General features: G+C 57.8%; 23 protein-coding genes and 2 pseudogenes. 19 read left to right on the plus strand and 6 right to left on the minus strand.

From position 1 onward, the window contains the following. Positions 1 to 55: 55 nt before the first annotated feature. The 7 genes from ACXR0M_RS06000 (at position 56) to ACXR0M_RS06030 (ending at position 7,848) form a co-directional block, all read left to right on the plus strand. Entirely contained in the window at positions 56 to 982 is a 927-nt protein-coding gene (locus tag ACXR0M_RS06000; protein ID WP_458830824.1) for a carbohydrate ABC transporter permease, read from the plus strand. Between the two features lie 8 nt (positions 983 to 990). Continuing rightward, entirely contained in the window at positions 991 to 1,821 is an 831-nt protein-coding gene (locus tag ACXR0M_RS06005; RefSeq protein WP_134177408.1) for a carbohydrate ABC transporter permease, read from the plus strand. Positions 1,822 to 1,986: 165 nt separating this feature from the next. After that, positions 1,987 to 3,090, plus strand: a complete 1,104-nt coding sequence (locus ACXR0M_RS06010) for an ABC transporter ATP-binding protein (protein WP_458830827.1) — start codon at positions 1,987 to 1,989, stop codon at positions 3,088 to 3,090. A 17-nt stretch (positions 3,091 to 3,107) separates the two neighbouring features. Then, positions 3,108 to 4,583: a mannitol dehydrogenase family protein gene (locus tag ACXR0M_RS06015; RefSeq protein ID WP_458830829.1), complete on the plus strand. Its 1,476-nt coding sequence runs from the start codon at positions 3,108 to 3,110 to the stop codon at positions 4,581 to 4,583. A gap of 152 nt (positions 4,584 to 4,735) precedes the next feature. Then, positions 4,736 to 6,232: a xylulokinase gene (gene xylB, locus ACXR0M_RS06020; protein WP_458830830.1), complete on the plus strand. Its 1,497-nt coding sequence runs from the start codon at positions 4,736 to 4,738 to the stop codon at positions 6,230 to 6,232. 13 nt (positions 6,233 to 6,245) lie between these two features. Then, the gene (locus ACXR0M_RS06025) at positions 6,246 to 7,184 is read left to right on the plus strand and encodes a carbohydrate kinase family protein (RefSeq protein ID WP_458830832.1); all 939 of its coding nucleotides are present in this window, start codon (positions 6,246 to 6,248) and stop codon (positions 7,182 to 7,184) included. Between the two features lie 43 nt (positions 7,185 to 7,227). Further along, positions 7,228 to 7,848 (plus strand): transglycosylase SLT domain-containing protein, encoded by a 621-nt coding sequence (locus ACXR0M_RS06030; protein ID WP_458830833.1) that lies wholly within the window; start codon positions 7,228 to 7,230, stop codon positions 7,846 to 7,848. Between the two features lie 119 nt (positions 7,849 to 7,967). Here ACXR0M_RS06030 and ACXR0M_RS06035 read toward each other — a convergent pair whose 3' ends face one another. Further along, positions 7,968 to 9,269 (minus strand): OprD family porin, encoded by a 1,302-nt coding sequence (locus tag ACXR0M_RS06035; RefSeq protein ID WP_458830835.1) that lies wholly within the window; start codon positions 9,267 to 9,269, stop codon positions 7,968 to 7,970. 360 nt (positions 9,270 to 9,629) lie between these two features. Between ACXR0M_RS06035 and ACXR0M_RS06040 the strand changes: the two genes are divergently transcribed. From ACXR0M_RS06040 to ACXR0M_RS06055, 4 genes are read left to right on the plus strand one after another with little or no spacing between them, the layout of a single operon-like run. Then, positions 9,630 to 11,684 carry a type VI secretion system Vgr family protein gene (locus ACXR0M_RS06040; RefSeq protein WP_458830837.1) on the plus strand — a complete coding sequence of 685 codons (2,055 nt, stop codon included), beginning with the start codon at positions 9,630 to 9,632 and terminating at the stop codon, positions 11,682 to 11,684. Beyond that, on the plus strand, positions 11,675 to 12,538 hold the full coding sequence (locus ACXR0M_RS06045) for a DUF4123 domain-containing protein (RefSeq protein ID WP_458830839.1): 864 nt from the start codon (positions 11,675 to 11,677) through the stop codon (positions 12,536 to 12,538). The genes ACXR0M_RS06040 and ACXR0M_RS06045 overlap by 10 nt, the downstream gene beginning before the upstream one ends. A gap of 35 nt (positions 12,539 to 12,573) precedes the next feature. Then, positions 12,574 to 15,846 carry a hypothetical protein gene (locus tag ACXR0M_RS06050; protein WP_458830840.1) on the plus strand — a complete coding sequence of 1,091 codons (3,273 nt, stop codon included), beginning with the start codon at positions 12,574 to 12,576 and terminating at the stop codon, positions 15,844 to 15,846. Between the two features lie 7 nt (positions 15,847 to 15,853). Next, a complete protein-coding gene (locus tag ACXR0M_RS06055; RefSeq protein ID WP_458830842.1) occupies positions 15,854 to 16,828 on the plus strand; it encodes a tetratricopeptide repeat protein in 975 nt (324 codons plus the stop codon). A 104-nt stretch (positions 16,829 to 16,932) separates the two neighbouring features. Here ACXR0M_RS06055 and ACXR0M_RS06060 read toward each other — a convergent pair whose 3' ends face one another. Continuing rightward, the gene (locus ACXR0M_RS06060) at positions 16,933 to 17,229 is read right to left on the minus strand and encodes a hypothetical protein (protein WP_458830844.1); all 297 of its coding nucleotides are present in this window, start codon (positions 17,227 to 17,229) and stop codon (positions 16,933 to 16,935) included. Positions 17,230 to 17,696: 467 nt separating this feature from the next. Here ACXR0M_RS06060 and ACXR0M_RS06065 point away from each other — a divergent pair, with 467 nt between their 5' ends. From ACXR0M_RS06065 to ACXR0M_RS06085, 5 genes are all read left to right on the plus strand, one after another. After that, positions 17,697 to 17,894: a hypothetical protein gene (locus ACXR0M_RS06065; protein WP_458830846.1), complete on the plus strand. Its 198-nt coding sequence runs from the start codon at positions 17,697 to 17,699 to the stop codon at positions 17,892 to 17,894. Next, on the plus strand, positions 17,887 to 18,540 hold the full coding sequence (locus ACXR0M_RS06070) for a DUF2931 family protein (protein ID WP_458830848.1): 654 nt from the start codon (positions 17,887 to 17,889) through the stop codon (positions 18,538 to 18,540). The genes ACXR0M_RS06065 and ACXR0M_RS06070 overlap by 8 nt, the downstream gene beginning before the upstream one ends. Positions 18,541 to 18,555: 15 nt before the next feature. Next, a complete protein-coding gene (locus tag ACXR0M_RS06075; protein ID WP_458830850.1) occupies positions 18,556 to 19,080 on the plus strand; it encodes a hypothetical protein in 525 nt (174 codons plus the stop codon). A 219-nt stretch (positions 19,081 to 19,299) separates the two neighbouring features. After that, the gene (locus ACXR0M_RS06080; RefSeq protein WP_458830852.1) at positions 19,300 to 19,569 is read left to right on the plus strand and encodes a DUF2790 domain-containing protein; all 270 of its coding nucleotides are present in this window, start codon (positions 19,300 to 19,302) and stop codon (positions 19,567 to 19,569) included. Positions 19,570 to 19,659: 90 nt separating this feature from the next. Further along, the gene (locus ACXR0M_RS06085; RefSeq protein ID WP_458830854.1) at positions 19,660 to 20,058 is read left to right on the plus strand and encodes a hypothetical protein; all 399 of its coding nucleotides are present in this window, start codon (positions 19,660 to 19,662) and stop codon (positions 20,056 to 20,058) included. Here ACXR0M_RS06085 and ACXR0M_RS06090 read toward each other — a convergent pair. After that, positions 20,055 to 20,324 carry a DUF1652 domain-containing protein gene (locus tag ACXR0M_RS06090; protein WP_458830856.1) on the minus strand — a complete coding sequence of 90 codons (270 nt, stop codon included), beginning with the start codon at positions 20,322 to 20,324 and terminating at the stop codon, positions 20,055 to 20,057. The two genes, ACXR0M_RS06085 and ACXR0M_RS06090, sit on opposite strands and share 4 nt — an antisense overlap. Positions 20,325 to 20,694: 370 nt before the next feature. On the opposite strand from ACXR0M_RS06090, the gene eco reads away from it, so the two are divergent. After that, positions 20,695 to 21,180, plus strand: a complete 486-nt coding sequence (eco, locus tag ACXR0M_RS06095; protein ID WP_458830857.1) for a serine protease inhibitor ecotin — start codon at positions 20,695 to 20,697, stop codon at positions 21,178 to 21,180. A 21-nt stretch (positions 21,181 to 21,201) separates the two neighbouring features. Next, positions 21,202 to 21,294, plus strand: a pseudogene (locus tag ACXR0M_RS06100) (NIPSNAP family protein); the annotation flags it as partial. Positions 21,295 to 21,324: 30 nt separating this feature from the next. On the opposite strand, the pseudogene ilvA reads toward ACXR0M_RS06100, so the two are convergent. Further along, positions 21,325 to 22,320, minus strand: a pseudogene (gene ilvA / locus ACXR0M_RS06105) (threonine ammonia-lyase, biosynthetic); the annotation flags it as partial. A 348-nt stretch (positions 22,321 to 22,668) separates the two neighbouring features. Here ilvA and ACXR0M_RS06110 point away from each other — a divergent pair. Next, positions 22,669 to 23,004: a DUF2834 domain-containing protein gene (locus tag ACXR0M_RS06110; protein WP_458830859.1), complete on the plus strand. Its 336-nt coding sequence runs from the start codon at positions 22,669 to 22,671 to the stop codon at positions 23,002 to 23,004. A gap of 128 nt (positions 23,005 to 23,132) precedes the next feature. Here ACXR0M_RS06110 and ACXR0M_RS06115 read toward each other — a convergent pair whose 3' ends face one another. Both ACXR0M_RS06115 and ACXR0M_RS06120 read right to left on the minus strand, forming a co-directional pair. Next, the gene (locus tag ACXR0M_RS06115; RefSeq protein ID WP_458830861.1) at positions 23,133 to 24,056 is read right to left on the minus strand and encodes a magnesium transporter CorA family protein; all 924 of its coding nucleotides are present in this window, start codon (positions 24,054 to 24,056) and stop codon (positions 23,133 to 23,135) included. A 7-nt stretch (positions 24,057 to 24,063) separates the two neighbouring features. Further along, positions 24,064 to 25,638, minus strand: a complete 1,575-nt coding sequence (locus tag ACXR0M_RS06120) for a RimK family protein (RefSeq protein WP_458830863.1) — start codon at positions 25,636 to 25,638, stop codon at positions 24,064 to 24,066. Positions 25,639 to 25,650: the final 12 nt, after the last annotated feature.

The following is a 25,650-nucleotide window of genomic DNA, read 5'->3' on the forward strand; positions in this document are numbered from 1 at the left end:
AAGCTCGCTCCCACAGGGGATCTCCATAGGTCTGTATGACTCGGCTGTGATCACCATGAATACTTCAACTGCCAAAGCCCACATCGACCTGACCCGGCCACCGCGCAAACTGCGCGTGCGTAACCCTGGCTGGTTTCTGGTCAGCCCTTCGGTGGCCCTGTTGCTGCTGTGGATGATCGTGCCGTTGGGCATGACCATCTACTTTTCGATGATTCGCTATAACCTGCTCGACCCCGGCGTAAACGAGTTCGTCGGGCTGGAGAACTTCAGCTATTTCCTCACCGATTCGGGCTTCCTGCCCGGCGCCACCAACACTCTGTTACTGGTCGGCAGTGTGCTGTTGATCAGCGTGGTGTTCGGCGTGTTGATCAGTGCGCTGCTCGAAGCCAGCGAATTTCTCGGCCGTGGCATCGTGCGGGTGATGCTGATTTCGCCGTTCTTCATCATGCCCACGGTCGGCGCGCTGATCTGGAAGAACCTGATTTTCCATCCGGTCTCGGGAATCCTCGCCTACGTCTGGCGGTTGTTCGGCGCCGACCCGGTGGACTGGCTGGCGCACTACCCGCTGCTGTCGATCATCATCATTGTCTCGTGGCAATGGCTGCCCTTCGCAATCCTGATCCTGATGACCGCGATGCAGTCCCTCGACCAGGAGCAGAAAGAAGCTGCACGCCTGGATGGCGCCGGCCCGCTCGCGATCTTCTGGCACCTGACCCTGCCGCACCTGGCGCGGCCGATTGCCGTGGTGGTGATGATCGAAACGATCTTCCTGCTGTCGGTGTTCGCCGAGATTTTCACCACCACCAATGGCGGCCCCGGCTACGCCTCGACCAACCTCGCCTACCTGATCTACAACCAGGCGCTGGTGCAGTTCGACGTCGGCATGGCTTCGGCGGGCGGCCTGATTGCCGTGGTCATCGCCAACATCGCCGCGATCATTCTGGTGCGGATGATCGGCAAAAACCTGACTGACAAAGCCTGAGGCCTGCCATGACTCTTCAACAATCCCGCCGGCTGCAAAGCCTGCTGCTCGGCACCCTGGCCTGGGCCATCGCGATCGTGATTTTCTTCCCGATCCTGTGGATGGTGATGACCAGTTTCAAAAGCGAAATCGACGCCTTCGCCACGCCGCCGCAGTTCATCTTCACCCCGACGCTGGAGAACTACCTGCACATCAACGAGCGCAGCGACTACTTCAGTTTTGCCTGGAACTCGGTGGTGATTTCCTTCAGCGCCACCGCCCTGTGCCTGTTGATCGCGGTGCCCGCCGCCTACTCGATGGCGTTCTACGAAACCCAGCGCACCAAGGGCACGCTGCTGTGGATGCTCTCGACCAAGATGCTGCCACCGGTGGGCGTGCTGATGCCGATCTACCTGCTGGCCAAGAGTTTCGGCCTGCTCGATACACGCATCGCGCTGATCGTGATCTACACCCTGATCAACCTGCCGATCGTGGTCTGGATGGTTTACACCTACTTCAAGGACATCCCCAAAGACATCCTCGAAGCCGCCCGCCTCGACGGCGCCACCCTGTGGCAGGAAATGGTCCGCGTGCTGCTGCCGATCGCCAAGGGCGGTCTGGCCTCGACCGTGCTGCTGTCGCTGATCCTCTGCTGGAACGAGGCGTTCTGGTCGCTGAACCTGACCTCGTCGAAAGCCGCGCCACTGACCGCGCTGATCGCCTCGTACTCAAGCCCGGAAGGCTTGTTCTGGGCCAAGTTGTCGGCAGTCTCGACCCTGGCCTGCGCGCCGATCCTGATCTTCGGCTGGATCAGCCAGAAACAACTGGTGCGCGGCCTGTCGTTTGGCGCCGTCAAATGAAGCCCCCAAACCGACCCCAATCCCTTGTGGGAGCGGGCTTGCTCGCGAAAGCGGTGTGTCATTCAACAAAAATGTCCACTGACACGGCCCCTTCGCGAGCAAGCCCGCTCCCACAGAAAAGCCGACCTGGTTTAACCCAATAATAAATGGCGGAGGCCCATGATCATGGCCAACCTGAAAATCAACAATCTGCAAAAAGGCTTCGAAGGCTTCTCCATCATCAAAGGCATCGACCTTGAGGTGAACGACAAGGAATTCGTGGTCTTCGTCGGCCCGTCCGGCTGCGGCAAATCCACCCTGCTGCGACTGATCGCCGGGCTGGAAGAAGTCAGCGGCGGCACCATCGAACTCGATGGCCGCGACATCACCGAAGTCAGCCCGGCCAAGCGCGATCTGGCGATGGTGTTCCAGACCTACGCGCTGTACCCGCACATGACCGTGAAGAAAAACATGTCGTTCGCCCTCGACCTGGCCGGCGTGCCGAAAGCCGAAGTCGAGAAGAAAGTCGGCGAAGCGGCACGGATTCTCGAACTCGGGCCGATGCTGGAGCGCAAGCCGAAACAACTGTCCGGCGGCCAGCGCCAACGCGTCGCCATCGGCCGGGCAATCGTGCGCAATCCGAAGATCTTCCTGTTCGACGAACCGCTGTCCAACCTCGACGCCGCGCTGCGGGTACAGATGCGCCTGGAGCTGCTGCGCCTGCACAAGGATCTGCAGGCGACCATGATCTACGTGACCCACGATCAGGTCGAAGCGATGACCATGGCCGACAAGGTCGTCGTGCTCAATGGCGGCAAGATCGAACAGGTCGGCTCGCCGTTGGACCTCTATCACCATCCGGCCAACCTGTTCGTCGCCGGGTTCCTCGGCACGCCGAAAATGGGCTTCCTCAAAGGCAAGATCGCCCGGATCGACGGTCAGAGCTGCGAAGTCTCGCTGGACGCCGGTACCCGCATCACGCTGCCGTTCAACGCCGCCAGCCTGAGCGTCGGCAGCGCGGTGACCCTGGGCATTCGCCCGGAACATCTGGAACTGGCGCAACCGGGCGACTGCACCCTGCCCGTCACCGCCGACGTCAGCGAACGCCTGGGCAGCGATACCTTCTGCCACGTCACCACCAATGCCGGCGAAGCCCTGACCATGCGCGTGCGCGGCGACCTCGCGAGCCGCTATGGCGAACAACTGAATCTGCACCTGGACGCCAGCCATTGCCACCTGTTCGACGCCGACGGCGTTGCGCTGACCCGCCCGCTGCGTGCGGCGGCCTGAATTTCGAGACTCGCCCGATGAAACTCAACAAGCAAAATCTGCAACGCCTCGCCACCGAGGTGCAACTGCCGGCCTACAACCTCAGCGACACTCGCCAGGGCATCGCGCACATTGGCGTCGGTGGTTTCCACCGCGCGCATCAGGCGTACTACACCGATGCGCTGATGAACTCGGGTCAGGCACTGGACTGGGCAATTTGCGGGGTCGGCCTGCGCGCCGAAGACCGCCGCGCCCGCGACGATCTCAAGGAGCAGGATTACCTGTTCACCCTGTTCGAACTCGGCGACAGCGATGACACCGAAGTCCGGGTGATCGGCGCGATTCGCGACATGCTGCTGGCCGAGGATGGCGCGCAGGCACTGATCGACAAACTCGCCGATCCGCAGATCCGCATCGTCTCGCTGACCATCACCGAGGGCGGCTACTGCATCGACGACAGCAACGGCGAATTCATGGCGCACCTGCCGCAGATTCAGCACGATCTGGCGCACCCGAACTCACCGAAAACCGTGTTCGGTTTCCTCTGCGCCGCGCTGGAAAAGCGTCGTGGCGCTGGTACTCCGGCGTTCACCGTGATGTCGTGCGATAACCTGCCACACAACGGCGCGGTGACCCGTAAAGCGCTGCTCGCCTTCGCTACCTTGCGTGACAAAGGACTGCGGGACTGGATCGACCAGAACGTCAGTTTCCCCAACGCCATGGTCGACCGTATCACGCCAATGACCAGCACCGCCCACCGCCTGCAACTGGCCGACAAACACGCGGTCGATGACGCCTGGCCGGTGGTTTGCGAGCCGTTCGTGCAGTGGGTGCTGGAAGACAAATTCGTCAACGGGCGTCCGGCCTGGGAGCAGGTCGGCGTGCAGTTCACCGATGACGTTTCGCCGTACGAAGAAATGAAGATCAAACTGCTCAACGGCAGCCATCTGGCGCTGACCTATCTGGGTTTTCTGAAGGGTTACCGGTTTGTTCACGAGACCATGAACGACCCGCTGTTTGTGCGTTACATGCGCGCCTACATGGACCTCGATGTGACCCCGCAACTGGCACCGGTGCCGGGCATTGATCTGGCTGATTACAAAGACACGCTGGTGGCGCGCTTCTCCAATCAGGCGATTGCCGATCAACTGCAGCGGGTCTGCTCGGACGGCTCGTCGAAGTTTCCCAAGTTCACTATTCCGACGATCAATCGCCTGATCGGCGATGGACGCGAGACCAAACGCGCGGCGTTGGTGGTGGCGGCATGGGCGTTGTATTTGAAGGGTGTGGATGAGAATGGCGACACCTACTCCATTCCTGATCCGCGCGCGGCGTTTTGTCAGGCGCTGGTGGCGGACGATGCTTTAATCACTCAGCGGTTGTTGGCGGTCGAGGAGATTTTCGGCACGGCGATTGCGCGTTCGGCAGAATTTGTCGCGGCGTTTGAATGGTGCTGCGACAGCTTGCGTGAAGAGGGTGTGACGCGCACTTTGGAGCGGATTCTGGCTGAGTGATGCGGTGAACCCACCGCCGCCATCGCTGGCAAGCCAGCTCCCACAAAGTGTTCAATCATTCACACATTTTGCGTACACCCGAGAACCTGTGGGAGCTGGCTTGCCAGCGATTGGCTTCACCCTGACTCATCTGACAACCTGAGGACCTCTCTGTGACCACCCGACAACTGTTCCTCGGCATCGACTGCGGCACCCAGGGCACCAAGGCGATCATCCTCGATGCCGCCAGCGGTCAGGTGCTCGGCCAGGGCGCCGCCGCGCACACGATGATCAGCGGCGCCAATGGCCGGCGCGAGCAGGATACCCAACAATGGCTGGACGCCTTCGTCCTCGCCACCCGCCAGGCGTTGCTGGCAGCGAAGGTCGACGGCCAGGCGATCCTCGGCATCGGCGTCTCCGGCCAGCAACACGGTCTGGTGCTGCTGGATGATCAAGGTCAGGTGCTGCGCCCGGCCAAGCTGTGGTGCGACACCGAAACCACGGATGAAAACGACCGTCTGCTCAAACACCTGGGCGGCGAACAAGGCTCGCTGGAACGCCTCGGCGTGGTCATCGCGCCGGGCTACACCGTGTCGAAACTGCTGTGGACCCAAGAACAACACCCGGAGGTGTTCTCGCGTATCGCGCGGATCCTACTGCCCCACGACTACCTGAATTTCTGGCTCACCGGCCGCGCCTGCAGCGAATATGGCGACGCTTCCGGCACCGGTTATTTCAACGTGCGCAGCCGCCAGTGGGACTTGCAACTGCTGCGCGATATCGACGCCACGGGGCGATTGCAGGCAGCGTTGCCGGAGCTGATCGACGCGCATCAAGCGGTCGGCACCCTGCTGCCGGCGATTGCCGAACAACTCGGCCTCAACCCGAATGCGCTGGTGTCCAGCGGTGGTGGCGACAACATGATGGGCGCCATCGGCACCGGCAATATTCAGCCCGGCGCGATCACCATGAGCCTCGGCTCCTCCGGCACGGTGTACGCCTATGCCGAGGCGCCGAAGGTCAGCACGGACGCGTCGGTCGCGACCTTCTGCTCCTCCAGCGGTGGCTGGCTGCCGCTGATCTGCACCATGAACCTGACCAACGCCACTGGCGCAATCCGCGGGCTGTTCGATCTCGATCTGCAACAGTTCAACGCTCTGGTGGCGCAGGCGCCTATCGGTGCCGAAGGGGTGAGCATGCTGCCGTTCCTCAACGGCGAACGCGTGCCCGCCCTGCCCCATGCCACCGGCAGCCTGCACGGCCTGACCTTGAGCAACCTGACCCAGGCCAATCTGTGCCGCGCCGCCGTCGAAGGCACCACCTTCGGTTTGCGTTATGGACTGGATCTGTTGCGCCACAATGGTTTACAAAGCCGCAGCATTTGCCTGATCGGCGGCGGCTCGAAAAGTGCGGTGTGGCGGCAGATCGTCGCCGACATCATGAACACCCCGGTGGTCTGCACCGAACAAAGCGAAGCCGCCGCCCTCGGCGCAGCGATTCAGGCGGCGTGGTGCAAGTCATGGTCGAACGGCCACGAAGACACCCTGGCCAGCCTGTGCGAGCGCTGCGTAAAACTCGACCTGAGCAGTGAAACCCTGCCGGTTGCCGCGAATGTCGCGGCGTTCCAGCAGGCCTATGAACGCTATCAACAGCATGTCGCAACCCTATAAAGAGCAAACAATCATGTATCTGGTGTGTGGCGAAGCCCTGTTCGATTTCTTCAGCGAAGACGATGCCAGCGGTCTGGCGTCGAAGGTCAATTTCAAGGCGATTGCCGGCGGCTCGCCGTTCAACGTCGCGGTCGGTCTGCGCCGTTTGGGTGTGGAGTCGGCGCTGTTTGCCGGGTTGTCCACCGACTATTTGGGACGGCGTTTGCAGCAGGTGCTGGGCGAAGAAGGCGTACGTCCGGACTATCTGGTGGATTTCGCCGCGCCAACCACGCTGGCGATGGTCGCGGTCGGCGCCAATGGCTCGCCGCATTACAGCTTTCGCGGTGAAGGCTGCGCTGATCGGCAGTTGAGCGTTGCGCATCTGCCAGTGCTGGGTCCTGAGGTGCGTGGTCTGCACATCGGTTCGTTCTCGCTGGTGGTGCAACCGATTGCCGATACCTTGCTGACCCTGGTGCAGCGTGAAAGCGGCAAACGCCTGATCACCCTCGACCCCAACGTGCGCCTCAATCCCGAGCCGAACATCGAGCTGTGGCGCGAGCGCGTGGCAACGCTGGTGCAGCTGGCCGACATGATCAAGGTCAGCGACGAAGACCTGAGCCTGCTCTATCCCGAACAGGACCCGCAACGCGTGATCGAAGGCTGGCTGCAGCAACGCTGCCAACTGGTGTTCCTCACTCGTGGTGGCGATGGCGCGAGCGTGTTCAGTCGCGCCCATGGTTCGTGGTCGGTGCCGGCCTGTTCGGTGCAGATCGCCGATACCGTCGGCGCCGGCGATACCTTTCAGGCGGCACTGATTACCTGGCTGACCGAACAAGGGCTGGACTCGGTGAAGGGTGTCCAACAACTGAGCCGCGAGCAGATCGACGCGATGCTCAGGTTTGCCGTACAGGCAGCTGCCCTGACCTGCAGCAAAACCGGTCCGGATTTGCCCTATCGTCACCAGTTGAGCTGAGCGCGTAGACTGTCGCCCTTTTTGCGTAAATGGGGATGACGGTTTGATTTCGGGGCGCACGGCAGGACTGTTGATACTGGCGGGATTACTCAGCGGCTGCGGCACCTCGCCGCCGCGTTCGCCTGAAGACCTCTGCGCAATCTTCCGCGAGAAAAGCGACTGGTACGACGCCGCGCAAGTCACGCAAAAGCGCTGGGGGGTGCCGATCCAGGTGCCCTTCGCGATCATGTATCAGGAGTCGGGCTATCGCTACGACGCCAAGACGCCGCGCAAATACCTGTTGTGGGTGATCCCGTGGGGCCGGGTCACCACCGCTTCGGGCTACGCCCAGGCCAAGGATGAAGTCTGGTCCGACTACCAGAAAAGCACCGGCCGCCACGGCGCCGATCGCGAAGACTTCGACGACGCCATCGACTTCGTCGGCTGGTACATGGACAAGACCACCTCGATCAACGGCGTGTACAAATACGACGTCTACAACCAATACCTCAACTACCACGAAGGCTGGGGCGGCTTCCGCAACAAGACCTACGCCAGCAAAGCCTGGCTGCTGCCCACCGCACGCAAGGTACAAGCGCGCTCCGACCTGTATGCGCGGCAATATGCCGGGTGCAAGGATGACCTGAATCGCGGCTGGTGGAGCCGCTTCTGGCATTGGTTGTAGCACTCACCCAAATCCCCTGTAGGAGCTGCCGCAGGCTGCGATCTTTTGCCTTTGTTTTTTACGATCAAAATCAAGATCAAGAGATCGCAGCCTGCGGCAGCTCCTACAGGGGATGCGGTTTACAGGACCGAGAAGTTGTAACTCACAATCAACCGGGTCTCATCCACATCCCGGGCAAATTTTTCATAGTTGCTGCGGTAAGTCGCATTGCGCAGACGCAAGCTCATATCCTTGAACGTGCCCGACTGAATCACGTATTTCAGCTCGCTGTCGCGTTCCCACTCTTTACCTGCCTGATCGCTGCCCGGGACCTTGATGTGGTCACCGTTGACATAGCGGGTCAGGAAGCTCAGGCCGTTGATGCCAATGGCCTTGAAGTCGTAGTCGTAACGCAGCTGCCAGGAACGTTCCTGCGCCGCCGCGAAGTCGTTGACCTGCACATAGTTGACCAGATACGGATTGCTGCCATCGAGGTACGGCATCGAGTTGTCGCCGTTCATGCGCTGCCAGCCGGCGCTGAAGGTATGGCCGCTGATGCCGTAGGAGAGCATGCCGCTCAACGCCCGGTTGTCGATGGAACCGGCGCGCTCGGCACCGCTGTCGGCACTCTTGATCAGGCGCAGATCGGCCTTGAGCACACCCTCGCCCAGCGGCTGATTACCGAGCAAACCGATGAAGTGCTGACGGTAGATGTCTTCCAGTTCCGCGTAGTGGTACTGCGCAGTCAGGCGATCATTGATCCTGTAATCGAAGCCGTACATATCGAAATGATCGGCGGTGGTGTTGCAGGCGTAGCGCTTGTTCTTGCAGTGCACACGGATATCTTGCGAATCGCTGGAATCGCGCGCGGTGTACTTGTCCAGACGCGCGGCCATAAAGGTCAGATCCTTGACCTCTTTGGAGGTGAGCATGGCGCCGTTGAACATCGTCGGCAGCAGACGACCGTCGTTGTACTTGAGCAGCGGCAGATCAGGCAGCAGCGCGCCGTACTTGAGCACCGTATCCGAGACCTTGACCTTGGCAGTCAGACCCATTTTCGCGTACTGACCTTTCGAGCCGCGCGGATCCTGGCCGCTGGACGGCAGCAAGCCGCTGTTGCTGCGATCCGGGCTGGAATCGAGCTGCAAGCCAAGCATGCCCAGCGCATCGATGCCGAAACCGACCGTACCCTCGGTGTAGCCCGATTGCAGATTGAGAATAAAGCCCTGCGCCGACTCTTCACGCTTGGACGCGCCCTGGTCGTTGGCGGTGTGCCCATCACGGAAATCGCGGTTGAAATACACCGTGCGCGATTCGATTTTCGCCGTGGTGTCTTCGAGAAAGCCGCTGGCCTGAGTCTGGGCGGCAAAACCGGCGCACAGCACAACGGCGCCGAAGCCAAACGACCGGCGCGGGGTGATGAGGGGAAATGGGGGACGCATGAAAACTCCAACACTACAGCGTTTGCGCCGGGGCGCAGTCAGCCAGAAAAATAGTGCCCGTCCCGGGTCAAAAACAGCCGAGAAGAAGTGGGCACGCAGGGGTGAGTCGCAATGATGGCAGTTGGCTTTGCCGGGCTGAAGGCGACTTTAGTCGGAAACTGACTGGCGATTCTGCTGCGGCGGATCGGCTTGAGCCCCGCGCCGCGCGCTTCAAGCCCCGATTTTATTGGGTCAAAACGCCGATCTAAGGGTTTTCCCTATGCGCCAAGGGCCGCGCCTATACGGCATTTGCGTCTTGAACGAGGCGGTCGAATCCTCCATCATCCGTCACCTGCTTATTCAATGGACGGAATTCAAGGCATGCTGGACGCCAACGCTACCCACATTACCCTTACCCTCGAAGGCGCCTCCGCCGACCTGCAAGTGCTCAGCTTCACCGGTCGCGAAGCCCTCAACGAGCCTTTCCGTTTCGACCTCGAACTGGTCAGTGCGCGCCCCGACCTCAAACTCGAAGAGCTGCTGCACAAGCCCGGCGTGCTCACCTTCGGCGCCACCGGCGAAGGTCTGATCCACGGTCTGGTGTACCGCATCGAGCAAGGCGACTCCGGCAAGACCCTGACCCGTTACAGCATCAGCCTGGTGCCGCAACTGGCCTATCTGCGGCACAACCATGATCAGCAGATCTTCCAGAACCTCACGGTGCCGCAGATCATCGCCCAGGTGCTGGAAGATCGCGGCATTCTCGCCGACGCCTACAGCTTCCAGCTCAACGCCGAGTACCCGCAGCGCGACTATTGCGTGCAGTACGACGAGTCCGACCTGCACTTCATCCAGCGCCTGTGCGAAGAGGAAGGCATCCACTTCCACTTCCAGCACAGCAGCAGCGGCCACAAACTGGTGTTCGGCGACGACCAGACGGTATTCCGCAAACTCAAGGCCGTGAGCTACCAGCAAGACTCCGGCATGAGCGCCGACAAACCGGTGATCAAGCGCTTCAACCTGCGTCTGGAAACCCGTACCACCCGCGTCAGCCGTCGCGACTATGACTTCGAAAAGCCGAAGATCCTGCCCGAAGGCGCAGTCAAATCCGCCTTCGCCCCCGACCTCGAGGACTACGATTACCCCGGCCGCTTCACCACCCGCGAGCGCGGCAAGTTCCTCTCGACCCGCGCCCTCGAGCGCCATCGCAGCGACTACAAACTCGCCGAAGGCAAAGGTGACGAACCGACCCTGACCAGCGGCCACTTCCTGACCCTGGCCGAACACCCGCGCAGCGAATGGAACGACTTGTGGCTGCTGCTGGAAGTCTTCCACGAAGGCAAACAACCGCAGGTGCTCGGCGAAAACGTCACCAGCGACGTCACCGACAACAAAAGCGATTTCCACCAGGGCTACCGCAACAGCTTTCTCGCCACGCCGTGGGACGCGCACTACCGCCCTGCCCTCGCACACCCGAAACCGAAAGTCCTCGGCAGCCAGACCGCCGTGGTCACCGGCCCGGGCGGCGAAGAAATCCACTGCGACCAGTACGGCCGCATCAAGGTCCAGTTCCACTGGGACCGCGACGGCCAGGGCGACGACAAAACCACCTGCTGGCTGCGCGTCGCCAGCGGCTGGGCCGGCGCTGCCTACGGCGGCATCGCCATCCCGCGCATCGGCATGGAAGTCCTCGTCACCTTCCTCGAAGGCGACCCCGACCAGCCACTGGTCACCGGCTGCCTGTACCACAAGGAAAACGTCGTCCCCTACGACCTGCCAGCCAACAAGACCCGCAGCACCTTCAAAACCCTCAGCTCCCCGGGCGGCAAGGGCTACAACGAGTTCCGCATCGAAGACAAGAAAGGCGCAGAGCAGATCTACATCCACGCCCAGCGCGACTGGGACGAAAACATCGAACACGACCAGAAAATCCGCGTCGGCAATGAGCGGCACGACACGGTCGAAGCCAACACCCTGAGCGAGTTCAAGGTTGAGGAACACCGGATTACCCATCTGGACCGCATCAGCGAGATGCGCGCGGATGATCATTTGACGGTGGGTGTGACGCAGCATGTGAAGGTGGGGACTGGGCAGTTTGTTGAGGCTGGCAACGAAATCCATTACTACGCCGGCCAGAAAGTCGTCGTCGAAGGCGCCATGGAGTTGACCGCCAAAGCCGGTGGCAGCTTCGTCAAGGTTGACGCCGGCGGCGTAACCATCAGCGGCGCCGAGGTGAAGGTCAACACTGGCGGCGCACCGGGCGTGGGTACACCGGCGGCGCCGTTGCTGCCAGGGCCGATGAAGGTGGCGGATGCGGATAAGGCGGGGAAAGTCCTCATCCCGCTGCCTAAACGCCTCAACGAATCTGGCATAACGCCGTTGTGCGGCAAACAAAGCAACGGCGCTTGCAGCCGTAAGGATTGCACATGCATGTAAAAGCGCTGAGCACCCTCCTCGAAGCGCCACGCTACGGGTTCGAGGGATTGCCGAAAGACGGTTCCGACCTGAGCCTATGTTTCATCATTGATCGCGTCCGTCAGCCAGAAGCCATGAGCCGCCTCTACCGTGTCGGCGACCCCGTGGACACTCAAGGCCTGTTCCTCAACACCGATTTCGCTGAAATCGCCGCTGACGGCCCTCTCTGGCTGGTCGCACCGTGGGGCAGTCGCCTCGCTGCCGAAGCGGCAAATCTCTGCGAAGAGAACTTCGCCGGCATCGCCCTCGCCACAGCAGAGCCAGCCAAGGCACTGGCACACGCTCGCTGGCTCCTACGTGCCAACGATGGCTCCGGCGGCCAAAGCCTGTTGAGTTATCACAAGCCAAGTCTGTGGGCGGCGCTAGCCTACACCGCTGGTGAAAGTTCGCATCAGCTCTTTGGCCCTTGGCAACAGGTATATAGCCCGGCACCGGTCCATTTCGGGCGCAATCGCGGTCAGTGGCTAAGTTGGCGAGCCCTTTCGGAACTTGAATGGCTGGGCGACGTCTCAGCGTTCAACCTGCCACCCGCAGCGGCCAAGGTTCAGGAGCATTTGGGATGGGTTTACTGGGCAGACGAGCAATACGCTGCCTACGGCGAACCTACCGACGAACAACTGCCGAACCTCGTGGAAAACCTCAACGTGCTGGTTGCCCACAACATTTACGAAGGTCGTCATTTACTGAAGCTGGGCCAGATCACTAACGGCCCCCTGCTCGAAACGCAGCCTCAGGCAATGGCCATCCTGCAATCCAGGGAAGAGTCGTTCATCAAGGTTCAGCAACTGCAGCAACTCAGCACCAGCGCTGCTTGATGACCCCGTCCGCGTAACGAATGAATGGAAGCGAAATGGAACAGAACACCAGCGCAGCAACTAACACCGAGCCGGCACCTACAACAGCAGTAATAGTCGCTGATGAAACCTGTGCAAAACCACCTCGGGATATCGGTGAACAGCCCGAAGCGCCGGAAGATACACCAGGCGATCACGACAAAGTGAAAACGCCCTGTTCCACCGTTTATGGCAGCGCCATTTACGACACTGAAAATGAATCATTCTGGCTGCTGCCGGAGCGGACTAACTCGGCATTAAAAGAAGCTTCCAGCGATCTGGAACAAAAAGTCAGCTCAACCAAATCCCCCGTAGAGCGCAAAAAAGGGCTCTACGAATCGGGCCTCCTGGAGTATTTCCTTGAACCCAAGCTGGCAAACTTTCTTGAGGGCGAAGAAAAGTCCCGGATGCTGGAGATCGAAGCTCAACATCCCAACATAAGCAATTTGGATGCCGCATTGCTTGAAGCTCAACAGAGCAGGAAAGCCGCAGCACCAGAAGCAGCACCACCTGCGTCGCCACTCACGCGCCTCGAACAGGATCAGATTAAAAGAACTGAAATGATGACCGCCCGTGACGATGCTACTCGCGTGCACGGCATGTACAGTGAATGGCAAAGGCTCAAACGCACCGCCATTGCCGCAGCCAAAGAAAAAGGCTACGCGTACGAAAGCGGCAGCCTTTATGCGCCGAAAGCCATTGCCGCTCGTGAAGCCGTTCAAAAATATCTGAAAGCACGAGAGGCGTTGTTAGAAGACAAGGATCTCACCACGTTAACGTCGGCCGAACTCGCCCCAATGCTCGCTCAGGACAAAAAGCGAATAGATGAGATCGCGATGTGCGGGATCAATAATCAGGTGATGCTGTGTACTTATGTGCGTGACCAGGAAATCAAACGCAAGGAAAGGAAAGCGACCTATAGCGCTTATCTGGATGCCATCACCGATGTTGCCCAGTACGGAATCGCCTTGCCCGAGTTTGCATTGATCCCCGAGGGTGGAGCAATCGAGGGTGGCGTCGATTTGTTCAAACAGTATCTGGCGCTAGAGAAAGAGCAAAAAGAGGTTAATGACCGCCTCAGTGCCAAGTACAAAGGCTGGATTGAAGCAAGTGGACGACAAGCCAAGGCGCCCACCAACCTTGTGACCAATGAACGTGCCGCTTGGGATCGGCTGCAGGCGTCAAAAGAAAAGCTACGTCTCCAGGCTGAGAACAACGTAGAAAAGGCGACTGTTCGCCGTCATCTGCTGTGGGAGCCAGAACAATTTCAGGCGAGACCTGAAGAGCGCTTGATCAAGAATGGTTTCCCCCTTGCCGAGATGAGCATGGCGGACAGCCTCAACAAGCCGCTCACCTACCTCAGTATGTATTCGCTGCCACGACTCAAACAGACCGTTAAAAATGACTGGAAGAAAGTAGGCGCCAAGGTCAAGGATCTGGCGAAGCGCCCGGGCAATAGCGATGGAAAAGCAACGACCGACACTGAGCTGAGCTTGTTCGGACAGTGGCTGAAAGACGAAGGCGCGTTGAGGATCAAGGACCAGGAAAGCGATTGGTTCTCCTCCGAAGGCTGGTTCGAGATCGAAAAATTCAACGCCTATCTTGAAAGCAAAAAGTACAAGGTCACTGTGCTGGAGAACGCTGGTACTCGAAAAGAGTGGGGGGAGCGTTTGCAGCAAGTGTTGTTTAAGGACAACGTACGAAAGACCTTCCGCATTTTCGACATCACTCCGCAGGCACAGCTGGTTCGTTGCCTGATGCCTTCCACCACCAAGATCATCCACTCGTCGACAAAAGTTGAGGGGCCAGATTGGACACTAGCCGAAGGTTTCAAGGCCTCGGCTAAAGCGACTTTTGCCGTTGACCTTGCAAGAGGTGAAGTCGAACTCTTCAAAGTCGATTTGCCAGACCGGGCCAACGCTAAAGATATCGTCATCACCTACCGAAACGCCGAAGACATACAGCAGAAGATGAACCTCGGACGTTTTTCGCTCTATCTAGGCGCGAAGGCTTGGGGCTATGCCGGAGCATCGTTGCTACTTTCTTCGGAAATTGCATTGGATGTCAGCAACGCTGGGTTCCATTTAGCTCCTCCGGAACCGGTTGTGCGCAACCCCGATACGCGCAGCTATGCGAGAACTGAAAAAAGTGACCAAATTGAAAGAGCTCCAGAAACGCTACAGATAAAGGATGGCGCAAAAGCCGCATTCAATCTGTTCGCAGGTCTGCAAACCGGGATCATGGTCACCGGCGCGCTAAACTGGGCTCCACCTTCCGAAGTAGCCTTGCTAACCAAAGCGCCTGTTGCTGGAAAAGCCGCCGGAATGAAAGCCAGCGAATGGTTTAGCCTCGCGCGTTTGACCGTGGAACTCAATGCCGCCGCCGGTCTCGGTGCGAAGGCTGAAGCGAGTATTTCCCTGCACGAGGGCCGTCTGATTCTGGTGCTCAAGGCCGCATTGATAGCCGGGCCAGGCGTTGGAGGCTCCTTCCAATTCGAGGTGGGCTACGACGCCGTCACCGAATTGCTTAACATGTTCCGTAGAGAACTCTATAAGAACAAACAGAATCCGTATTTTGTTATTGAGAATGAAACCTACGCTTACCTTTCGAAATTAAATACTCTGGCCATTGGTGGCTTTGATATTCGCATGATTTATCTCATGGGTGCTGACGCGGTAATGACGCTTTATGAAAGCTTGACCGCAAAGGGCAAAGGCGGCGCGATAGCACAAACCATCATGTCTTATGAGAATCAACTCGAACTGGAGCAATGGTGCATAGATGCTATTCCCGGGGCCTTAGGCCCTCTTCTTTTAACTCTGATCAGCCCTCCAAGTGATTTTTCTGTGACCGTCTCAAAACCCACAGGAAAAACAGCAGAAAAAAACGACACGATTAAATACAGCGACGAAGAATCAAAACTACTCCAGCAACAAGCCATTGAGAAAATCTTGTCTTGGATCCTTAAGCGTGCGCAGAAGGACAATACCGTTGACAAAGCACAAAGTCAGTTTGAAGACATATGCATGTCGATGAACAAGTTCGGGATAAAACCAGCGAACGCAGGACAGTTGTATTGCGAGAGCAGGCTTGCCCTTGACAACTTCATGGCGGACCCTGTCCTCCGCCTAAAAAATCGTACCGGCGATGACATGCGCGCCGACTATTTGTCCCATGTAAAAATTCTAGGCGCAAAAAAAGATGGGCAATGCCAAAGATCCCAGTATTTTGGTAGAACTTACATGCCGTCTGGCGCCGCCAAATTTATAGACCCAACGCACAAAATTTGAGAAAAAAATGCGCCTCATAATATTATTTTCAGCTTTGCTACTACTCATTGGCGCCAACCAAGCAAGCGCAGAACTGAATACTGAGCAGCTGCACGCAAAGCAAAAAGGAATAATTCTCTACAATCAACTTAAAGCTGTATCTGCATTTCCTCTACTGAGAATAGCGGCAGAGGCTGGAGACCATGAAGCACAATATTATCTAGCTGAGTCATTACGACAAAAAAATAGCTATATGAATCCTGAAGCTAAAAAATGGTATGAGTTGGCTGCTGCCCAAGGGGATCTTTATGCAATGATCCAGCTTGGGCGAGTAAAAAATGATCTGTGCAAACTATCAGAGGACTGCCCTGCCACAGAAAAAAGTCCATCGGACTGGTTGAATCAAGCATCTAGCATCGCTCAGCCTAGGGCAGAAGATGGAGATGCAGAAGCCATGTACATAATGTATGAATTAACACTTGATACAGCTTGGTTAGAAAAGGCAGCCGCAAAAAATCACTTGTTTTCACAGTACTTACTGGCTAAAAGCTACAATCAGGGCGACGGTTTTTTCCTTCCTTGGAAACGCTCGGAAGCGGTTGAAAAGCTATTCAAAGCTTCAGCTGAGGGCGGGTACCCGCCTTCAATGATGGAGTACGGAGCCCTTCTTTATGAAAAAGGTGATATTGAAGGGTTCCGTCATTGGAATGAGCAAGCAGCTTTAGCAAGTTACGCCACAACGGTTTATGGTTACGGCTCTGATCTAGCTCATGAGCCAGACACGTATGGTTTCCCATTCGACGTCGTTAAAGGTTATGCCCTCGTTTACACCTTGAAGGAGCTAGACGGTGGTGGAGGCTTACAAGAAAGAGTGGAGAGTAAGCTACCTAAAATTGAAGCGAAGATGACAGCTGAGCAAATTGCAGAAGGTAAAAAACTTGCGACCGAATGGAAGGCAACTCACGCCCCACTTTCCTTCTACCCGGACAAACTAAGCCGTTAGCTTGTTTGATTCGAAAACAATGGCACAAGAACCATACAAACGGGAGTAGTAGATGGCGTGGAGTCCACCCGATCGCGATCCTACTCCCGTACTCATTCAAGGCATCAAACCGGTGCCTTCCAATCCAGCATCTGCTGCTGCGCCACCTGCAGCAAATCATTGCCGTCCTGCGCCAGCAAATACAGCGCATGGGTGATGTGTGGAATGTCCTGAACATCGCCATGCCGGAAGCACACGCAATGCAGGGTTTCGAGCAGGTCGCTGCAGGCGCGGATGCGCTGGACGGCGGCTTCGAGGATGTCTTGAGGGTTGGCTTGGGTGTCGATGACCATTGGAGCGCTGTCGGTGACGCCGCTGTTGAGCGGGTGATAGCGATTTGGAAGCGGATTTGAGGTTGGCATATTGATTACTCGATTGTTTCGAAAGTAACCCGCCAGCACCGTGACCAAACGATGGGAGGCGGGCCGTGTACAGGCTTGGTCAACCGAGAACAATCAACTCAGCTCGCCCGAAGGCGTCCTGCACACGGCCGCCACAGCAATGCACTTCACGGTCAAAGAACTCCGCGGTGCAAATGATGGCACATATGCAATCGATTATTCTCAGGTGACCAAACCCGAGCCGCTGATTTTGCAGCGACAACCGACCTTACGCGCCCCGCTCCCACCGCCGAAAGCAGACAAGGCATCCATCCTTGTAGGAATCGGCCCCGCATCTCCAAGAAATAATCCCCCCTGCCACACAGCCGGCGTTCAGCCAGGTTAACCATCGCTGACGCCGCGTGCGGCAGATTTGCGGGGTTGCGGTAGGCGTGAGCAGGTACGCGGGTTATGCTCGGGGTCCGCTCTCAGTGCCGCAATGATTCGCCATGCAGTTGCCTTTTCGCACGTTGTCGATCATCACTTCTTCGTTATGTTTGTGTTGGCGCTGGCAGGGGCTTTTCTCGGAATTGTTGCTGGCGATCTGGAGTATTAAGTACTCGAGTGCTGTCGGGTTTTTTGCGGGACGCAGCGCGGTGCTGTTTGCAGCGTTTTATCTGGTGAGAACGATTCATCCTAATGAATAACTGCCACTTAAAAATTATCTTCTTTGCATCTTTTCTAGGTATTTGCAACGTCGTGCACAGCGCGCCACTACCTTATGAAGCTTGGCGCCTGGGTTTTTTGGCCCCCAGCTATATGGAGGTCTGGATCGAGACGGCTGACGTTATAGACATCAAAGGCCAGGTTTATAGACGCGCAATGAGCGGCAATGCGGCGATACAAAATGCACCTGGCAATTCAGGAAAACCAAAGGGCTGGCCGGAAAAGCCCGGTTGGGGCAAGGGGAAATATGTCACAGGCGCAGATTTCCCCAAAAAAATCTATGTCCGGTGGCAGTCTTTGGTTGAACCTAAAACCTATCAAATGGGCATAGACATACCCGAGTCAGCTAGAGAGATCATGCGAAAAGAGGAGAAAGCCTACTGCGCTGCCGATGGAAAATGGATTACGGGTTATCGAGAAGCGTTGGTCATCGGACTTGCTCCAGGTGGCGTTGCCAAACTCTGGGCGCTCGGCCCATGCCTGACACCCATTGAAATTACTCGCGTTCAAGCGGAGATTGATCCACGGGGTCCTTACGAAGGAGAGTCCGGAGGAAAGCATCGCCCACTTTCCGCAGTGTCGAAAGCCTATGTTGAAAAATTTGGCGTGCCGTACGGCTCTTGGTAATAGAGAAATATAAAAGTGTGGTTCCTTTTCATTCTTGCGCTGGTGTGTCTTCCTGCTTTCGCCGAAACAAAGAAAACGCTGCTGGATTGCCCGCTTTCAGAGGACACAACTGCCTCACTGTTGTCCACCTCAAGTGGGGACGGGCAGCGACTCTTCGTAAAACTCAACGACCAGACAGAAACTGCCTTCACTGACATGCCCGACTCGGACTTCGTCGGCGAAGTTGTATTGGCAAAATGCACGGGTTCCGTTTTGATCTACGCCATGAGCTATGGATCTCCCTATTTGAAGGGCGCCGTTTTACGCGAGAATCCGGAAAGCGGAAAACTGGAGCGCATTGACTTTGCCGAAAAGGCCCTGCCCGCCTCTCTATACCTCAGTGCCCGAGAGATGCGCCTGGTCATTCCCAACGATGGCTATGAAATCCCCGAAAAATTTGTTGTTTACGACTACATCACCCCAAAGGGCCAGCCGGAAGAACCCAAGGGAATGAATACGGTACCCAATAAAAAAGGTTTCAAAGTCATCGATCTGAAATAACCACTTCTACGTTGGGCTTCGCGTTCTGGTCGATCGAAAGGTCACTCCCCGCGAAACAATCCCCGACCAGACAGCCGGCGTTCAGCCAGGTTAACCATCGCTTAACGCCGCAGTCCAAGACTGTACTGAACCGCACACCTCAGCCGCTGGCTGACGCCGCGTGCGGCAGGTTTGGCCCTTTGGGGTCGAACGCTAATCCGTCGCGCAGGAGTCCGATTCATGAACATTCGCACACTATTGCTGAGCTCCGCCCTCGCCTGCACTGCATTCGCCGGGCTGGCCCAGGCCGATGACAGCTCGAGCACGACCAAAGCTGTTCCGTATGAGTACGGCATGCCGTTGCAGGTGAATAAAGTGATTGCCATGACCGAGCCACAGACCCAGCAGTGCAAGGTCGTGACCGCTGACATGAAGTACATCGACAATGCCGGCAAGCCTGAGGAAATCACTTACCGGAAAATGTCTGACGCGTGCAGTTTCCAGAACTGACAGAAGGCTCTGATTTGCGGGGTTGCGGTAGGCGTGGGCAGGCACGCGGGTTATGCTCGGGGTCTGCTCTCACTGCCGCAAGGATTCGCCATGCAGTTGTCTTTTCGCACGTTGTCGATCATCACGTCTTCGTTATGTTTTGTGCTGGCGCTGGTCTGGGGCTTTTTCCCGGAGGTGTTGCTGGCGATCTGGAGCATTGAGTATTCGAGCGCGGTCGGCTTTGTTGCGCGACGCAGCGCGGTGTTGTTTGCGGCGCTGGGGGTGATGTTTTATCTGGTGCGCAACGCGCCGGCATCGCTGGGGCGCAATGCGCTGAGCAACGGTTTTATCGTAGGCTGTTTTGGCTTGGCGGTGCTGGGTTTCGGCGAATGGATCAACGGCCACGCCGGGCCCGGAATTCTGCTCGCGGTGCTGGTCGAGTTCGCGCTGGGCCTCGGCTTTGTGCAGGCCCGGCGCGTGACGGTCGAACTGGGTGAAACGGTGAGTTAAACCGCTCTGGAGCGTGGCGTGTACAGCTGTTGCGTGGGTTGTTGCGCCAGATCCGAGCGCAGGCCGGCAATCAGGTTGTTTATTTCGCGGCTGCTATTCAAATGGCTGGCATCGATACCACTGACGTGCAGATCAACCTGATCAGTCGTGTGATCGCCGAACACCTTGACGGTCATCGACAGGTCTGGCGACAGCGTGCACTGGCAGCGTTTCGGCAGAAAACTGCTTTCAATGATATTGCGTAGTTCCAAGGCAGACAGAAACATGGTGAACCTCTCCTTTTTGATGAAACTGCCAATCAACTCTTCACGTTGACCGCTTTTGCCGCCCCTGCACGGGTGTGTCCCCGCTGATTCCCTGGTCCGGCAAACGGTTGTACTGCGAAATGCCCATTGGAGTGTAGGCGCCCGAACGCGGTGCGCTGCACCAGATAGACGCATAAAACGTGCCTTTCATCGGGTCATTTCGACCCTTGTAAAATCAAGCACTTGGCGCGGTGGCCAGTAGTTGGCCAGTTGCATACTGCATGATCGCCCCGCTCAAGCACTGCAATTTGCACGTCGACCGCGGTTTGCATTCATCACCGCTGGCAGTAAGAATGCCTGTGAAACCACCCTACACCGCCAGGAGGCTTTCATGGATTCTTTACGCGCTCGCGCGACAATCGGTCTGCTCGTTGCCGGCCTGTCCACCTTCGCCCACGCGGCCAAACTCGAAGACGTCGCGCCTTACCCGAAGGCGGAAAACGGCTTCACCCGTCAGGTCATCTATCTGCCCAAGCAAGATCAGGAACAGAACTTTCAGGTCGAAGTCCTCGCCGGCAAAACTCTGGAAGTCGACTGCAATCGTCAGCGACTGGGTGGCGCTCTGACCGAGAAAAACCTCGAAGGCTGGGGCTACCCCTTCTATCGTCTGGAACAAGTCAGCGGCCCGATGAGCACACTGATGGCCTGCCCGCCCGGCACGCCGAAAAAGCGCGCGTTTGTCCCGGTGGTCGGTGACGGCTTCATGCTGCGCTATAACAGCAAGTTGCCGCTGGTGATTTATGCCCCCAAAGACGTCGAGGTGCGCTACCGCATCTGGTCGGCGTCGGACAAGGTCGGTACTGCCATCGCCGAATGATCTGAGCAGGGAGCGTCAGACTTGATTACTTGCCATGTGCGATACGTGATCGATCCGTACCAACTGAACGAATTCGAGGCCTATGCCAAGGGCTGGCTGGGCATCGTCGAGCGCTTCTGAGTGGTATCACGCCGGGACGCCGCACAACGCGGCGCGCTCGGCAACATGACGCAGGCTGTCGAAGTTGATATTGGCGCCGGAGTCGATCGCGACGAAGGTCTGCTCGCGAACAGCGGTTCGGGCTACGTACTGTTTGATCCCGGCTACGGCCAATGCGCCGGAAGGCTCGGTGATCGAGCGGGTGTCGTCGTAGATGTTCTTGATCGCCGCGCACAGTTCGTCATTGCTGACGGTGACAACTTCGTCCACGCAGAACCGGCACACCTCAAAGCCATAAGCGCCGATCTGCGCCACCGCCACGCCATCGGCGAACGTCCCGACACTGGGCAGCACGACCCGTGCATCGGCCTGCAGCGCTGCCTGCAGACAGGCCGAATGCTCAGACTCGACACCAATGATCCGCACCTCCGGCCGCAGGTATTTGACGTAGGCCGCGATGCCGGCGATCAGGCCACCACCGCCCACCGGAACGAAAATCGCATCCAGCGAGCCCTGGTGCTGACGCAGAATCTCCATGGCCACCGTACCCTGGCCGGCGATCACCTCCGGATCATCGAAAGGCGAGACAAAAGTGCGCCCGGTTTGCTCGGTCAGTTGCAGCGCGTGGGCCAGGGCAAATGGAAAACTTTCGCCATGCAACAACGCCTCGGCGCCACGACTTCGCACTCCAAGTACCTTGAGTTCAGGTGTGGACGAAGGCATGACGATGGTCGCGGCGATGCCCAACTCCCGCGCTGCCAGCGCCACACCCTGGGCATGGTTGCCGGCCGAGGCGGTGATCACTCCGCGTGCTTTCTGCGCATCGCTGAGTTGCACCAGCTTGTTGTAGGCGCCACGGATCTTGAAGGAGAACGTCGGTTGCAGGTCTTCACGCTTGAGCAGGATCCGATTGCCCAGCGCTTCGGACAGCGCCGGCGCGGCCTGCAACGGTGTGCGCACGGCAATGTCGTAGACCGGCGCGGCGAGGATCTTTTTTACGTACTGCTCTAGCAGGGCTTGCTGGTCGGGGCTGTGTTTCATCGTCGTCTCCGGAGGCTGTGTAGGAGCTGCCGGAGGCTGCGATCTTTTGATCTTGTTTTTTAAAATCAAAGTCAAAAGATCGCAGCCTTCGGCAGCTCCTACAGGGGGATATCGTTGGTAAAACCCGGGAGACAGAAAGTGAAAACCCGCCTCTAGGGCGGGTTGGGTGCCGCAGTCGTGAGCTAGCCCGCCAAATGAGGAATGGCGGTAATAATGCTTGGCTGGCAGCGCAATACGGTGAAAGTCATGGGCCTGAAATTAGCCCGGCGACAGCAGCGGCGTCAATGGCTTATTTGGCGTTGGCGCTATAGGCTGACAATTCTGCTCATCACCCCAAGGAAGGAATGCATGATGTCTGTCGCCCTGCCCCTCGCTGCGTTGATTGCGTTTAGCGGCTACACCGTATCGGTGATGCTCCAGGCTGAACAGTCGTTGATCGACTTCGGCTTCAGCCTGATGTCGCGCCCGGATACCGCGCAGGTGGTGATTGATCTGTACCTGCTGGCGACGCTGGCCGGGGTGTGGATGGTCAAGGATGCGCGGTCGCGCGGGATGTCGGTCTGGTCGGTGCTGCCGTATCTGTTGCTGACCGCAGTGTTTGTGTCGATTGGGCCGTTGTCGTATCTGGTGGTGCGTGGGGTTCGGGAGCGCAGGAAGGTGGTTGTGGCGGACCCAGCGAGCTGATCCCCAACTCCTGTGCTGCTGAGATAGCTTTCGCGAGCAAGCCCGCTCCCACATTGGATCTGTGTCTGACGCATACCCCCTGTGGGAGCGGGCTTGCTCGCGAAGGCGTCAGTTCAGACACCGACTAATCACTTGGCCAAGCGCCGCAGCCCAAACAACATCGCCCCCGCCCCCAACAACATCACCAGCAGAAACACCGGGTAGGAAATCCACCACGGCGTGCCTGCGGTCATCATGCTGAACTCCGACATCCCGCCAATGCTGGCAATCAGGTTCAACGGCAGAAACACCACGTTGATCAACGTCAGCTTGCGCAGCAGGTTGTTCATGCTGTTGTTCATCAGGTTGCCGCGCGCATCGATCAGCCCGGAGAACACCGTGGAGTAGATTTCCGCCTGTTTGTAGCACTGGTTGTTTTCGATGATCAGGTCGTCGATCAGCCCGATCGCCTCGTTGCCGAAATGCTGTTTATCCGCGTGATTGCGTAGCCGCGTCAGCACCGCGCCGTTGCTGTGCAGGGCGTTGATGTAATAGATCAGGCTTTCGCTGAGGTTGAACATCTGCACCAGATGCTGATTTTGCATAGAAGCGTTGAATTTCTGTTGAAGCTCGCGGGCCACCAGTTTGATCACCTTCAGGTGACCGAGGTAGTGGTGGATGTTGTTGAACAGCAAATCGAGCAACACATCTAGTGGCGCGTTGAGCGGCTGGCGCGTGCCGATACCGTGCAGCGGCGTGTCGTCGGTGGCGATCACCAGCAACTGGCCGGGGGAAAACAACAGGCCGCAGGACGACACCTCAAACGCCAGACTGCCGCCGCCGGAATAGTTTTCCGGGCGTTTCCAGATCAGAAACAAGTGGTCGGGGTGAAACTCGATTCTCGAGACTTCGTCCGGATCCAGTGCCGAGGCCAGTGCATGCTCGTCAACCTTGTAGTGACTGTGGAGCAAATCGCGCTCGGCGGCATCCGGATTACTGAACAGCATCACCTCGGCGTCCAGCCGCTCGACCCGCTGCAACGCGCCATGACTCAATGCGAAACTGCTGATCATCGACGCTTCACCAGGCCTGGCCGCGACGTTTGAGTTCCAGTCGCCGCACAAACTCTTCCAGTACCAATGAATACAGATCGTCCTGCAGGTAAGCGTCTTCGATGCCGGCGTCGAGGTTCGGGTTGTCGTTGACCTCAATCACCACCACTTTGTCGCCGGCCTGTTTCAGGTCCACACCGTAGAGGCCATCGCCGATCAGGTTGGCCGTCTTCACCGCCAGTTCCACCACTGCTCGCGGTGCCTCGTGAACCGCCAGGGTGCGGCACTCGCCGTTGATGTCCTGACCCTTGGCCTTGTGGTTGTAGATTTGCCAGTGTCCTTTGGACATGAAGTACTGGCAGGCGAAGATCGGTTTGCGGTTGAGCACGCCGATGCGCCAGTCGTACTCGGTGTAAAAAAACTCCTGGGCCAGCAGCAACACCGAGTGTTCGAACAGTTCGGCCGTGGCCTCAAGCAGCGCTTGCTGGCTTTCGACCTTGATTACTCCGCGAGAGAAACAGCCATCAGGAATCTTCAGCACCAGCGGGAACCCCAGGCGCTCGCCGACCCGTTCGAAGTCTTCGGGTCGCTCCTTGTAGAGAATTTCCGTGGCGGGCATGGCCAGCTGATGGCTGTTGAGCAGGTCGGTCAGGTAGACCTTGTTGGTACAACGCAGGATCGACGTCGGGTCGTCCATCACCACCAGCCCTTCACTTTCAGCTTTTTTGGCAAAACGATAGGTGTGGTTGTCGACGCTGGTGGTCTCGCGAATCAGCAAGCCGTCGTACTCGGCGAGTCGTGCGTAGTCCTTGCGCTCGATCAACTCGACATCGATGCCCATGCGCTTGCCGACCCGGACGAAATTCTCCAGCGCCTTGGCGTTGGAGGGAGGCAAGGCTTCCTGCGGATCATGCAGGATCGCCAGGTCATAACGCGCCACTTGCGGCGAACGCGGCACCCGCCAGACTTTACGGCTGAAGCCATCCAGCGCATTGGCGAACTGATCTTCCTGATCGTCTCGCAACTTATGCAGAGCGCCGGACTTTATGCCTTCGATGTGCCAACCGTTAGTTCGGCGAAACTCAACTAACAGAATCGGACAGGGGAATACTTCAAATAATTGCCGCGCCAGATCCTGCAACGGCTCGATATGCGTTTTTCCGAAATAAAGTGTCAGGGTGAAACCTTCGGTATCGCTGTAAAGGTGATGACTGAGGGCTTTCTCCAAAGTCTTATCCAGATCATCCAGCGCCAGGCCGTACAGTGATTTTTTCGTCAGTTCGCTGATGGTGCGCACCGAGGGAATCACCTTGTGCCCACGTGCTTCCGCCAGCAGCGAGCAGTAATAACCGTGCCCGAGGTATTTGTAGCTGCGGCACAGGTTGATCACCTGCACGCGCTTGCCCGGCTCACAGTCACGGGTTTGCTCAAGGTATTCCTGTGCCGTGACGATGTCCTCACTGGGAAAATAAGAAGCCCAGTCTTCCTTGCGTTCGACGATGATCAACACTTGACTGGAAGTTCTGATGGCTGGAGTTAAAACAGTTGCCGCCGGCAAACTTTGCTCGGATACTTCGCGCCAATGACCCTGTACCGCTGACATAGAGATTGATCC

The sequence above is a fragment of the Pseudomonas sp. Eth.TT006 genome (assembly GCF_054456575.1).